General features: G+C 43.3%; 12 protein-coding genes. 3 read left to right on the top strand and 9 right to left on the bottom strand.

The features are described 5' to 3' along the window. Window positions 1–82 precede the first annotated feature (82 nt). The 6 genes from ACRYKC_RS06090 to ACRYKC_RS06065 form a co-directional block, all read right to left on the bottom strand. Complete coding sequence (locus tag ACRYKC_RS06090; protein ID WP_433805847.1) at window positions 83–859, bottom strand: fumarylacetoacetate hydrolase family protein; 777 nt, start codon at window positions 857–859, stop codon at window positions 83–85. A 21-nt stretch (window positions 860–880) separates the two neighbouring features. Further along, on the bottom strand, window positions 881–2,347 hold the full coding sequence (locus ACRYKC_RS06085; protein WP_433805846.1) for an FAD-binding oxidoreductase: 1,467 nt from the start codon (window positions 2,345–2,347) through the stop codon (window positions 881–883). Window positions 2,348–2,352: 5 nt separating this feature from the next. Beyond that, window positions 2,353–3,720, bottom strand: coding sequence for a (Fe-S)-binding protein (locus ACRYKC_RS06080; protein ID WP_433806178.1), 1,368 nt, complete (start codon window positions 3,718–3,720; stop codon window positions 2,353–2,355). A gap of 13 nt (window positions 3,721–3,733) precedes the next feature. Further along, window positions 3,734–5,017, bottom strand: a complete 1,284-nt coding sequence (locus ACRYKC_RS06075) for an FAD-binding oxidoreductase (protein WP_433805845.1) — start codon at window positions 5,015–5,017, stop codon at window positions 3,734–3,736. 48 nt (window positions 5,018–5,065) lie between these two features. Further along, window positions 5,066–5,779 (bottom strand): FadR/GntR family transcriptional regulator, encoded by a 714-nt coding sequence (locus tag ACRYKC_RS06070; protein ID WP_433805844.1) that lies wholly within the window; start codon window positions 5,777–5,779, stop codon window positions 5,066–5,068. A gap of 121 nt (window positions 5,780–5,900) precedes the next feature. Beyond that, on the bottom strand, window positions 5,901–8,078 hold the full coding sequence (locus ACRYKC_RS06065; RefSeq protein ID WP_433805843.1) for a malate synthase G: 2,178 nt from the start codon (window positions 8,076–8,078) through the stop codon (window positions 5,901–5,903). Between the two features lie 197 nt (window positions 8,079–8,275). Here ACRYKC_RS06065 and ACRYKC_RS06060 point away from each other — a divergent pair, with 197 nt between their 5' ends. After that, window positions 8,276–9,163 carry a LysR family transcriptional regulator gene (locus ACRYKC_RS06060; RefSeq protein ID WP_433805842.1) on the top strand — a complete coding sequence of 296 codons (888 nt, stop codon included), beginning with the start codon at window positions 8,276–8,278 and terminating at the stop codon, window positions 9,161–9,163. Window positions 9,164–9,379: 216 nt separating this feature from the next. Beyond that, on the top strand, window positions 9,380–10,531 hold the full coding sequence (locus tag ACRYKC_RS06055) for an MFS transporter (RefSeq protein ID WP_433805841.1): 1,152 nt from the start codon (window positions 9,380–9,382) through the stop codon (window positions 10,529–10,531). Between the two features lie 75 nt (window positions 10,532–10,606). Here the strand turns inward: ACRYKC_RS06055 and ACRYKC_RS06050 are convergent, their stop codons facing one another. Together ACRYKC_RS06050 and ACRYKC_RS06045 are read right to left on the bottom strand one after the other, a co-directional pair. After that, on the bottom strand, window positions 10,607–11,974 hold the full coding sequence (locus ACRYKC_RS06050; protein WP_433805840.1) for a hypothetical protein: 1,368 nt from the start codon (window positions 11,972–11,974) through the stop codon (window positions 10,607–10,609). Between the two features lie 166 nt (window positions 11,975–12,140). Continuing rightward, window positions 12,141–12,761, bottom strand: coding sequence for a class I SAM-dependent methyltransferase (locus ACRYKC_RS06045; protein ID WP_433805839.1), 621 nt, complete (start codon window positions 12,759–12,761; stop codon window positions 12,141–12,143). Between the two features lie 178 nt (window positions 12,762–12,939). Between ACRYKC_RS06045 and ACRYKC_RS06040 the strand changes: the two genes are divergently transcribed. Next, entirely contained in the window at window positions 12,940–13,113 is a 174-nt protein-coding gene (locus tag ACRYKC_RS06040) for a hypothetical protein (RefSeq protein ID WP_433805838.1), read from the top strand. A 75-nt stretch (window positions 13,114–13,188) separates the two neighbouring features. On the opposite strand, the gene ACRYKC_RS06035 is transcribed toward ACRYKC_RS06040, so the two are convergent. Beyond that, on the bottom strand, window positions 13,189–13,383 hold the full coding sequence (locus tag ACRYKC_RS06035) for a hypothetical protein (RefSeq protein ID WP_433805837.1): 195 nt from the start codon (window positions 13,381–13,383) through the stop codon (window positions 13,189–13,191). Between the last annotated feature and the right edge of the window lie 81 nt (window positions 13,384–13,464).

Genomic DNA, 13,464 nt, shown 5'->3' with positions numbered 1-13,464 from the left:
ATCATTAACGGAGCAAAAGTTATCCGAATGAAACGGGTTGCTTTTCATCCGGATAACTTTTTTCCATTAGAACTAAGCTCTTCTATGATTTTACAGAAACCGATGACTTGACTGTTCGATTTCTCAACGTACCTATTTCATCAACCTTGCACTCAATCACATCTTGATTTTTCACAAAGTGTGCCCCTAAAGGACTTCCTGTTAAGATGACATCACCAGGTTCCAGCGTCATGACTTTTGATAAATAAGACACCATATGAGCAAGCGGCACAATCATCAGGTTCGTCGGGCTGTTTTGTGTTTCAACACCATTGATATCCGCTTTTACAGCAACTTGAGAAGGATCCAGATCTGTTTCGATATATGGGCCAATCGGCGTGAACGTATCGAACGACTTCCCTACGGTCCAATGCCCATCTTCATGGAAAAATTGAGGAGCTGTCACATCGTTTCCAATGGTGTACCCAAAGATATGATCGAGTACGTCTTCTTCAGCAACGTTACGGGTTTCTTTGCCGATAACAACCGCCAATTCTGATTCAAACTTCACTTCGTCCACCAAGTCTGGAATAATAATCTCTGCATCCGGACCGATCATAGATGAAGAAGGCTTGAAGAAGAATACTGGGATTTCCGGCAGTTCTTCTGGTCTTTCCTCTGTGCTTCCCACATAATTCGCACCGATTCCGATAATTTTGCTCGGTTCAACTGGAGCTAACAGCTGCACTTGCTCAAGTGGAAGCACTTCACCTGTATAACTCCAATCACCATATAAATCTCCCTCAATTACACTGATATCATCACCTGTTACAACTCCGTAATGTGTTACATCTTTATGTGTAAATCTCGTAAATTTCATATCCAATCACTCCTAGAAAAATTATTTTACAGCTACGGTGTCTTTAACGATTTTCTTTACGTCCATGCAGCGGCTAGGTGTTGGGAACAGCTTCCCTTTATTTAGTAAGTCATCAGGGTTAAATACTTCTCTAATCCTTAACTGTGCTTCCAATTCTTCATCTGAAAAAATGAACCTCATTTCTTCTTTTTTCTCTATCCCGACGCCGTGCTCGCCTGTTATCGAACCTCCGACGTCTGCGCAGGCTTTCAAGCACGCGGTTCCAGCTTTCAACGCTTTTTCCGTTTCGCCAGGAATACGAGAATCAAACAAGATTAATGGATGAAGGTTGCCATCCCCGGCATGGAAGATGTTTGCGATTCTTAAACCTGATTCCTTACTGATGTCGGAAATATTTTTAAGCACTTCCGGCAACGTACTCCTCGGGATGACTCCGTCCTGAACGAGGTAGTCCGGCGATATGGCTCCCATTGCTCCGAATCCAGTCTTACGGTTGGCCCACCATCGGCCTCGCTCTTCTTCACTTTCCGCTACTTTCACTTCTCTTACATTCCTAGCTTTACAAACTTTGAGAATTTGCTGGATCTGCTCCTCAAGTCCTGCAGTGATTCCGTCCACTTCGATGAGCAGAAGTGCCTCAATATCGTCAGGGTGACCGACGGGATAGGCTCCAGCTTCGACTCCTTCTATTGCCGTCTCATCCATCATTTCTAGAGCCGCTGGTACAATGCCAGCAGAGATGATGTCCGAAACGGCGCGGCTGCCATCCTCTACACGATCAAAATAGGCAAGTACAGTCTGTTTACCTTCAGGGTTTTTCAAAATTCTCACCGTAATTTTCGTGACAATTCCAAGCGTCCCTTCAGACCCTGTCAAAAGCCCCATAAGATCATAGCCAGGGCTGTCAGGAACTCCATCTTCTGCGATTTCTATGACTTCTCCATTCGGCAATACGACCTCAAGCCCTAAAATGTGGTTGGTTGTAACTCCGTATTTCAAACAGTGGGCGCCTCCTGCATTTTCAGCGACGTTGCCCCCGATCGTGCACACATACTGGCTGGAAGGGTCAGGGGCATAATAATACCCTTTGTCTGAGATGGAATTCGTCAGTTTCAAATTAACAAACCCTGGCTGCACCACCGCCTGCCGGTTTTCATAATCGACACTTAGCAAATGTTTCATTTTCACTAAACTGATAATTACTTCATTGTTAAGTGGAATCGCTCCTCCACTCAAACCAGTGCCTGCACCACGGGCCAGAAAAGGAATATCATTCGCGGCACAATAGCGGACGATTGCTGACACATCTTCGGTATTCTTTGGAAATACCACGGCTTTCGGCATAGACTTATGGACCGTGAAGCCATCACAATCATAGGATAAGAGATCTCCTTGCTCATGAAGCACCTCTTTTTCTCCTACAATCTCGATTAACTTAGCAATGTGTGGGTTTTCATGCGTCTTCTTTTTCTTAGTCCTTCCAAACATTCACGTCATCCTTTCACCGTTTCTGGTTTTTCATTTGCCTGCTTGTCTTTTTGATAGGCCCAGTCGAGCAATTGGATCGTGTGGACAATTTCGCTCCGTCTTCCGTATTTTTGAACACCCATCGCCATCTGCAGCATACAGCCAGGGTTCCCCATTGAGATCATCTCGACATCTTCTGGCACGTGCTCCATCTTTCTGTCTAAAACCGCTCCCGCCATTTCAGGATTTGTTAGATTGTAGATGCCTGCACTTCCACAACACGTATCGGCGTTGGAGAGCTCGGTGTATTCCACTCCAGGTATGTCTTTCAGAAGCTGGCGCGGCTCATGACGTACACCTTGTCCATGCGCCAAGTGGCAAGCATCATGGTACGTGATCCGCTTATTAATCTCGCTTTTCGGCTTTTCATACCCACTGTCATATAAATATTTGGATACATCTTCAACTTTTTCCGAAAACTCTTCCGCTTTCGCTTTCCATTCCGGATCGTCTTTGAACAATTCCGGGTATTCTTTTAACGCACAGCCGCATCCCGCTGCATTGACAACGACTTTCTCAGAATCCTTAAAGGCTTCGATATTCTGTTTGGCAAGCGTCCTTCCTGTATCTCTGTCTCCAGCATGCACATGCAGCGCACCGCAGCACGTTTGATTCTTAGGAATGACAACTTCATTGTCGTTGTGAGTCAATACATTGATGGTCGACTCATTAATATCACTGAACATGACGTCCATAATACAGCCCGTCAGCATCGAAACCCGGGCTTTTGGTATTCCTTTTGCAGGAATGACTTCAATATCTTTATACTTTTTCTGTACAGAAGTCTTCACTTCAGGCATGATTGACTCCATCCCAGCGAGGTGTGAAGGCATAACCTTCAGAGCCCCCGTTTGACGGATGACTTTTTGAACGCCGCTTTGTTGGTAAAATTTAAGCAGCCCACTAATCGTCTGCATGCGATTTTGATGCGGGAAAAGTCCTTTCAAGAAAAAGTTGCTTATCGCGCCTCTCCAGCCTTTTAACGGCATCGCTTCACGGATCTGTCCCCTCGCTTCCTCAATCAATCCGCCGACATCCACATCTGCCGGGCAAGCGGTTGTACAGGCTCGGCAATCAAGACATTGAAAGACTGGGTCTGCCAACTGCTCATCAAGGCTGAGTTTTCCTTCTGCTACGGACTTGATTAAGTGCACGCGGCCTCTCGGAGAATGCTGTTCCTGTCCCGTTTCCAAATAGGTTGGACACGCCTCTAAGCACATGCCGCAGTGAACACAGTCCGCCCACTTTTCTTCATCAGGATGATCTTTTTCAAAGTAATTGCTTAAACTGGTCGATGAACAAGGCAGGCTTGATTTGTTTTCGGACTCCACCATTTCCTTAAGCAATTTAAATCCCTCCTATAAACCGTTGATGGTTCAGTGTGTTCCTTGGATCGACTTTTTGTTTAATGCCCTGAAACAAGAAAAAAGATGGTGTTTTTTCTCCCCAGGCGCCGACCTCTTTCCGAAGCTTGTACGGCAAGTGTTTGCCAATAGCGTATCCTTTCTTACTCTCCGCTACATTTCTAAGCTCTCGAATCGCTTTCAAAACCTCTGCTTCCTCACCGGTAAGCGTATATTGACTGATCCCATGTCCCATTCCGCCATGCGCTTCGATTGATACAGAGGAGCTGATAGATTCTGAGTCTTTCATAATCTTAAACACGTCCATATTTTTACTGCCAATTTTCAAGATGACTTGGGTGCTGGCGGATTGTTCGTCTTGGAGACTGTTAGGGGCAAGTGCCGAGAACGTCCGCCAGAACTCCCTTGCTTTATCTTGTCGTATGACTTCAATAAATGACCCTTGCGGCCTATGGTTTTCCATCCACTCTTCCTGAAAATGAACCGATTTTTCTACATCTTCAAAAGCAATCAAGAGCATATACTCTTCACGGCCCATCAATTTTTTCGATAAGCTTGGATTCACAAGTTCAAGGGACACAGGCTCGATCACAGAATCCTGGATAGAGACGGCCAATGTCTTCAATTCATCACTTTTTTCTTTTGGAACAGACACTTGAACGAGACTTTCATACTTTGGAATCGGTCGCAGCTTCATTGTGATTTCAGTAATGACTCCAAGCGTTCCCATGGCTCCTATGAAAAGCTTGTTCATGTCATATCCGGCCACGTTTTTGACTACCTTTGCTCCTGTACGGATGATTTCGCCATTCGGGTAAACAACCCTCAACCCGATGACTAAATCTCTTGCTGATCCATACTTCAACCTTTTGCAACCGCTTTCATTTGAAGAAATGACTCCACCAATAGTTGCTTGATCAGGCCAATCTGGATCAATGGAAACCATTTGATTGTGCTGGCGGAGAAAATCTTGAAGATCTGCAATAGTTGTACCTGCTCTGACAGTCACCGTCATATCGCCGACATTGTGTTCGACTACCCCTTTATAATCACTCAAAGAAAGTGTCCAATCATACGCTGTTTTCACACCACCGTATCCACGTTTCGTTCCTCCCGATTCAATCGTGACGTTTATATTTTCTTCATCCGCCTCACTAATAATTTCTGATATCTCTGCTTCTGTCGTCGGTTTCAAAATCTTTGCGCCTTTATTACCGAACTTGTCTTCAAAAGAAACGTCTTGCTCCGATATCCCTTTCATATTCATTCATCACACCTCTTTTGTTTCTAATTGGGATAAACATTTTTCAAACGATCAGCCGCTTCTCAATGTATTTTCTTCATTGTTCTCCCTCATAAGATTTCGCACATACTCCAAGTGAGCCACCATTTCATCACAGGAGCGCTCCACCTCTCTCGCAGCAACCTTCTCATAGATCCGCTCATGCTGTCCGATGATTTCTTCTAGAAGTCTAGCATCTGAAGCGATCATTCTGTGAAAATCGTCCATCGACTTCTTAGTCGTTGCTGAAATAAACTCCATCAATTGGAACAGGATATGGTTCCCGGACGATTTGGCAATCGCATTGTGAAAGCTATAATCCGCTATTCCCAGACCTTCTTTCTTCCCTTTCATTTCTCCGATTGCAAGTTTCATCGCTTCCAAATCTTCTTCTGATCGGAACTGTGCTGCCCGTTTTACCATGCCTGCCTCAAGCATCTCTCTCACTTGAAACAAAGCTTCGATGTCATTCTTATCTGGTAAAAGCAAGTAATGGTTCAGCAGCTTCGTCGGATCAAAATGACAGATATACATCCCTTCGCCATGCCTGATCTCCACCAGGCCCTTTCCTTTCAACGCAGTCATTGCATCTCTCATAGCTGATCTTCCTACATCAAAAAGATCACAAAGCTCACGAACTGAGGGCAGTTTTTCCCCGGGTTGAAACTTCCCTGAATGAATGAACGTTTCCATCTGCTCTTCCACAAGTTCGGAAACTTTTTTTGGTGAAATTTTTTCTATTTCCAAAACACTCACCCTTTCGGACATCACATATCTGATAAGTCGCTTCAAACGTGTAGGTTGAAAGCACTATAGATACAACAGGAGCCACTAACGTACTAGTTAATGGCTCTTGTTGTGTAGGACTTTATTTATTTGCATATATTTTTTCTTTGGCTTCCCTGCGGCGGCGATGCAGAATCGGCTCTGTATAGCCGCTTGGCTGATCATACCCTTTCAAGACAAGGTCACAGGCGGCCTGAAAAGCGACGGACTGATCATAATCCTGAGACATCGGAACATATTCAGGATCATCCGCATTTTGTTCGTCAACGACTTTCGCCATTCGCTTCAGCGTCTCAAGCACCTGGTCTTCGGTTACAATTCCATGATGAAGCCAGTTTGCCATGTGCTGGCTGGATATGCGGAGCGTTGCACGGTCTTCCATTAAATCCACGTTGTTGATGTTTGGAACCTTCGAACACCCCACGCCATGCTCCACCCAGCGGACGACGTAGCCGAGAATTCCCTGTGCATTGTTGTCCATCTCTTCTTGAATCTCTTCAGGACTCCAGTTCGCATTCTCCACTACGGGAATTTGCAAAATATCATTTTTCAGATCGCCATGATCTTTGGACATGTCTGCTTGCACTTTCCCGACATCGATCTGGTGATAGTGAAGCGCGTGCAGCGTAGCCGCTGTTGGAGATGGAACCCAGGCAGTATTAGCTCCCGCTTTCAACTGACCATCTTTCGTTGCCAGCATTTCTGCCATCCGATCAGGCATCGCCCACATTCCTTTACCGATCTGTGCTTTACCACGGAAACCGCTGGCCAGACCGACACGGACGTTTGATTTTTCATAGCCATTCAGCCAGGTCGAACCTTTCATATCATTCTTGCGGATCATTGGTCCAACTTCCATTGATGTATGAATTTCATCGCCAGTTCGATCAAGGAATCCTGTATTAATAAAAGCAACCCGTTCCTTTACTTCATTGATACAAGCTTTCAGATTGAGCGTTGTACGGCGTTCTTCGTCCATCACACCGATTTTCAGTGTGTTGCGCTTATAGCCCATCAAATCTTCTGTGCGGTTAAACAAGTCATTCGCAAAAGCGACTTCTTCGGATCCATGCATCTTCGGTTTTACGATATACACTGAACCTTTAGCCGAATTTTGATAACGGCCATTGTTCAGCACATCATGCTTCCCGAGCAGTCCGGTAATTACGGTATCCATGATCCCTTCTGGAATTTCATCGCCGTTTTCATCTAGAACTGCATCTGTTGTCATCAAATGACCGACATTACGTGCGAACATAAGAGATCGACCAGACAACGTTAATTCCCCACCGTCCGGAGTCTTGTACGTCCGGTCAGGGTTGAGCTCACGTTTGATTTCTTTTCCGCCTTTATTAAAAGAAACCGACAAATCACCTTTCAGAAGACCTAAATAGTTACGATATACTTCTACCTTGTCGTCAGCATCAACCGCTGTTACAGAATCTTCGAAGTCCATGATCGTTGTAACCGCTGATTCCACAAGAATATCTTTGACTCCTGCTTTGTCTGTCTTTCCGATTGAATCATTATGATCAATTTGAATCTCTAAATGAAGACCATTATTTTTCAGTAGTACCCCTTCAGGAGCATCCGGCTGACCGAGAAAACCTGCGAGCTGTGCATCGTCTTTTAAACCGGCTGTTTCTTGATTTTCAAGCGTTACGGACAAGTGACCATCAACGATTTGATAAGACTTCACATCTTTGTGCGATCCACCGTCTAAAGGTACATTTTCATCTAGAAATTCTTTCGAATAAGCGATAACTTTATCTCCACGAACAGGATTGTAATCTCCTTTAATTTCAGCCCCGCCTTCTTGACTGATCACATCAGTTCCATACAAGGCATCATATAAACTCCCCCAGCGTGCATTTGCTGCATTGATCGCATAACGAGCATTATTGACAGGAACAACAAGCTGAGGTCCTGCCTGCACAGCAATCTCATCATCGACGTTCTTCGTCGATACTTCGAAATCTCCAACTTCGGGTTCAATATAGTTCAATTCTTTTAAAAAGGTTTTATAAGCCTCGGAATCTATTTTAGAATTTTGCTTGTGCCACTCGTGGATTTTATTTTGAATTTCCTCACGTTTTTGCAATAATGCTTTGTTTTCCGGAGCAAGGTTATGAACGATCGCTTCTAAGCCTGACCAAAAATCATCACTCGAAACTCCGCTTTCTGGAATTACTTCTTTGTTGATGAACTCATGCAGCACAGGTGCAACCTGAAGTTTGCCAACTGTAACGTAGTCTTTCACAGTTCATTCCTCCTTCATTAATATAAAACGCTTTCATAAATTGTCATATTATTCTATCTATTCGTCGTTATTTATCATATAATAAAAATTACCATATCGAAAATATATATTTGGAATTTATATTATTCCATTTCGTTATAACTGAGTTGATCGTTGCGAGGTAGCTACTAGGTCAGAAAAATAGGGAGAGATTCTTTTTGGATATTCGTCATTTGGAGTATTTTTCAGAAGTAGCTAAACAATTAAGTTTTACAAAAGCAGCCGCATCCCTGCATGTTTCTCAGCCATCCCTAAGCAAAGTGATCAAACAGCTGGAAACTGAATTAGGCGTTCCGTTATTTTACCGATCCAAACAGCTGCAGTTGACCGATGCGGGGAAAGCCGTACTCGTTAACGCCGTCAGTGTCCTGGACGCCTTTCATAATTTAACTTCAGAGCTCGGCGACATTATCGACTTAAAAAAAGGTGAAATCAAGATTGGCATTCCCCCGATCACCGGGGCAGCTTTTTTTTCAAAAATTATTAGCTATTACCGTGATCGATATCCTCAAATTAAAATCCTGTTAAGCGAAGTCGGCTCAAAAATGATCAAGCAGGGCGTCGAGGACGGCTCACTGGATATTGGACTTGTGTGCAACCTGCCTGTCCAATCTGACAGTTTCGACACGCTCGAGGTCATCAATGATCCACTTATGCTGCTGGTTCATAAAGAAAGTGACTTTGCTACAAAGCCGTTCATTGATTTAAGCGAACTGAAAAAAGAATCCTTCATCCTTTACCGAGAGGACTTCACGCTCCATGATAGGATCATCGAAGAATGTAAGAGCAAAAATTTCTACCCGAATGTCGTTTGTCATAGCTCGCATAGAGACTTCATGATTGAAATGGTCGAGGCAAAAGTAGGGATAGCTCTCCTACCAAGCCAGATTGCTACAGATATTAAAAACCGAGAGATCGTGGCAATCCCATTAGAGCATTCAAGCCTCAGTCTTGAGCTAGGGATGGTGTGGAAAAAGAACAAGTACTTGCCATTTGCGGTGCGTGAGTTTATCGAGATGTCAAAGGAGTACATGGCAGAAGTGTAGGAAATGGAACTTGTATGATTGCTTACTATTTACCGAAAACGACCAATATCGTTCTTTTCCACAACGAAAACCAATTATAATGAAACTAAAATCAATGGAAGGAGATCATGTTATGTCACTTATCATTCGCCCTCCTTGTTAATTTGTAACCGTAACGAGTGAGCGTGCTCCTCCTTTTCTAAGTCTGATCAAGACAAGGGAAAAGGAGGAGCGATTATGAAAAACATTCGACTATTATACGTTATTGAATTTTTACAAAGCTTCGTGCCCGCGTATGTCATTGAACGACTGTTCTGGGAAATGCGCGGCATGAATGTGGAGATGGTTGTCTGGACAGAGCTCATCTATGCGGTAACCATTATCAGTGCAGAAGTTCCTACCGGAATACTTGCCGATCGAATTGGACGCAAACCACTTATTCAATTGGCTGCTTTCTTTGGCTGTCTTGAGTTCGCTATTCTCATCGGTGCAACTGAGTTTTGGCACTTTGGCCTCGCTGTGTTTTTTGCCGCTATCGGAACAGCATGCAGCAGTGGAGCTTTATATGCATTTGTGTATGACAAGTTGATGGAAGAAAAAAAGCAAATTCAGTTTGAAAAGTACGTTGGTTACCTGCAAGCCTTCAGTACTGTGACGACAATCGCCGTCGCTTTTCTTGGAAGCTGGATGGCCACACAATATGGACTGATTAAAAACTACTGGATTTCGCTAATGGCTTTAAGTGCAGCGTTCATTCTCGCCATGTTTTTATCTGAACCGGAAAGAACAAAAGGGCAAGAATCAGCCGCTGCTCATATGAAGGCATCGATTCAGGTTCTGCGCTCCCACCCCGAGCTCTGGATGAGCCTGCTCTCCGGAATGATTCTTGGTGCAGCGTTCACCTTCCTAGATGAATTTTGGCAGCTCTATATAAGAGATGCCGGGATGCCAGTAGGATCGTTCGGTTTATTTATGGCATTGTTTTTTCTAATTCGTCTTCTTGGTCAATTGTCCGCTCATTTCTTGACTCAAAGATTCAATACACAAACACTTCTCTTGAACGTCTTAGCCGTCTTCACTCTCGGTTTTTTCGGATTGACGATTTCACCTGGATGGACCGGCATCGCCCTCATTTTTGTGGTTTATCTTTTTGATGGGCTCGTCGAACCAGTAATTGCTGGGTATCTGCACCACCGAATCGGCTCCGAACAGCGATCCACCATTGAATCGTTCTGGTCCTTAGGTGGAAACGTGACACTCGTGATCGTTGGGCTGGGCTTTGGCTATGTCTCTGGTTCATTTGAACTTTTGGGTGGATTCGGATGGATCAGTGCTATTTGCGGAGGATTTTTCTTTATTGCTTTATGGATGTATAAAGTGAAAGAATAGAAAAAAAGCCAGGCCCTGGGCTATGCCATAAGGGTCTGGTTTTTTCATGTTAGGGAGCAGTTGCAAGATTTTTTTCTAATAGATCAGCAGGGTAAGCAATGCCACCCCGATGCCGAGAAAACCTAACAGTAGACTGTATGGCAAGTTTCTCAAGACGATTTGATACGGATTCATCCGGAGCGCCACCGAAGTTATCGTGACGATGAGTCCATAAGGGGCAGACGGTACCGTAGCAATTGCGCAGGCGGAAAGAAGGATCGTTAGTGTCACAGGTGGAAACGTCCCGATCAATAACTCGCTTACGCCGCCGAAAATTCCCATCGTAGCAATCGGATGCACGCCTAATAACGTCATGACAAGGAAAGCAGCTTGAATAAAGAGCATGATGAGCAGCGGGTTCCCCTCAAGGGCGACAATTGGATCTTGCAAGTATTTCAAATAAGGGGATGCATTCAACGTTTCTGTTAAAAAAGACAGTGTTAACAATAGTACAATAAAATTGCTTAAATGATTGGTCTTCCATTTCCAAGTGGGCCAGCCAATATGCAAGAAGCTTTTCCTACGCTTTACGAGCACAGCCCAAAGGAGGGCAAAAGGAAAAATAGATATGGTAACCGCAAACAAAAAGTCCAATTGAACAACGTTTCCTAAAAAGACAACGACAGATAAGAAGAGCACAAGTGCCGTAATAAATTGCATAAGTTTTCGTTTGCTTTGGCCGGAACCGTTCTCTAAAGAAGAACTTTCTTCGATTTCTTGTTTATCAAAGAATATTTTTCCTATCAAGGAGTCAAAAGAGATGCCAAGAACAGCAATCAACAGCATCCATGGCAGTACTTCTAAGTAACTGGCCTCTGTAATGAAGATCGAAGTAGCCAGCAAGATTTCAAGCGGACTCCATAGCAATGCCAGGGAGTACCCTCTTAAAGTCGCCATCAAAATGAAGCTGTTCCTCACCTTTGTTTTTACTCTTTTCAACTGTTCCTTCAATAAGTCTTGAGAAATCGTTGCGGATGATAGATTTAAAAAAGCTGCTAGAGATACCATCGTGATTTCACTTCGCACGTATAATGCACCTAACCCTTTAGCGTTACTGCCAAGTAAAGACTGAAGGAGTTTATTGTATCTACCTGCTTTTACGACACTGTTCATCCAAGGAAGCATGGACAAGAGAAATAGTAAGCTAATGTTTCCCGCAAAGAACAATGGAATCTCCCTCAAAGTAGATTCACCTGAAAAAAAGAAAAAGACTCCGGCAGCCAACAGAATGATACCGAGAATCTTAAATACACGATCGGAACGCGGAAAACTGATCGCAGTCATAATGATTCCTAGAACACCTATGATCATATATAAAACAGAGTTATTCCAAAAAAGGTGGACGACATCCAGTAAGAAAACAAATGAATAAAATATGTACAAATAGTTTGAAAGCCGGCGCACAATCATTCTCCTATCTAGCGAGGACAGAGCTCAACATTTACGAGAGTTAGTCTATTATTCCAATGAATCAATGACCTCATCCTATACAGAAGCGGATGATTTTTCAATAAAGACGCTTGGATGGGCATTTCAAAGAACGAAAGAAATTCACCGACTTTGCTAAACATCATTTAATTTGTGTTGGATTTGGTTTAGCCCACACGAGATGAACAGCGTCAAATAATGCGTTCTCTATTCGGACTATTTCCAATGGTGATGACTCAATTAATTTTACTATGTCACGGTTGATGTGACAGCCTACTCTCTTTTTAAAGAGCGGGTCAAAAACATGCTGTAACTTAGAGAAAATCCGATTAGAGCTGACCCCGTGCTCCATCAGTAAAACCTGGCCATCGTCCTTACACCATGTTGCTAATTGCCTTAATACTCTTTCAGGGTTTGGATAGGCACACATCGATAACGTAGAAACGACCGTATCAAATGAGTTTGCCGGCAAATCAAGTTCTTCAACATTGGCAACCAAAAAATCCACTCGGCTGTCCGTCTCCTTCGCAACCTCTTCCGCATGCTGGAGCATTGCCGAGCTAAGGTCAACGGCGAGAATAGAAGCGTCCTTGGGATAGTATTGAAAATTCGCCCCCGCCCCTGCTGAGACTTCTAAGATCTTCCCGCTTGCTGATTTAAGAAGCTTCTGTCGCCATCTATGATCGGGAGTTTTCTTCCTCGCTCGTTTGGAATACTTTTTGGCTTGTTTATCGAAGATTTTTTTCTGTTGATCGATGTTCATAAATTCATCGCCTTTTTCATTTTATTAGTTAATTCGCGGTCTTGTTTTCATCTTATTCACTCTTCTTACAAAAAGTAGTCTATCTAAAACTTAATATAAAAAACAGAAATTGAATAGAGATATGATTAAATATGAAAGATCGAGGCATAATAAAATGATTTCTCTAAGGAGGGTTTTTATGAGTAAAAACAAAAAAAGTCAGAAGAAAAACAATCCGAAAGGCACAGACCGAGCAGCTACTAATCAGAAGCTTAACGCTCAGCTCGAAAGTGGACATAAAAAAGAAGACGAATTGTCTGCTGCTTATATGAACAACAACACCGCAGCTATTGATGTTAATGAAGAAGAATAAAAATGCCTGGACCAATTCGCCACTATTGAATAGCAATTGGTCCAGGCATCTTTTCTGTCTTCGATGAGATTTTATCTATGCGTTCCTCTTCAAGTTTTCCAAAGTTAAAAAATGATTTAAGATGAATTGCCGTACTTCCCAATCTTCAAATTCTTCCTGTCCATCGGTAAATGTTGATTGATCATAGGAATAATTTCCAAATTGTGAACGCTCGCCTGAGATCAACTCTTTCATTACTTTGTTCGTCTTCTCCATGTAAGTCATGCTCATCATCCTTCCTAGCAACAGTATTGCCAGAATAGCAGTCTTCTATAATCGATGAAATAGAATTCTTATTAAGAGAGCAAGTTT

Origin of the sequence: Halobacillus sp. A1-3, from assembly GCF_050971765.1 — a bacterium.
GTDB lineage: Bacteria > Bacillota > Bacilli > Bacillales > Halobacillaceae > Halobacillus > Halobacillus mangrovi_B.
Note: the sequence above shows the minus strand (reverse complement) of the source record. Positions and strands in the feature narration are given on the sequence as shown.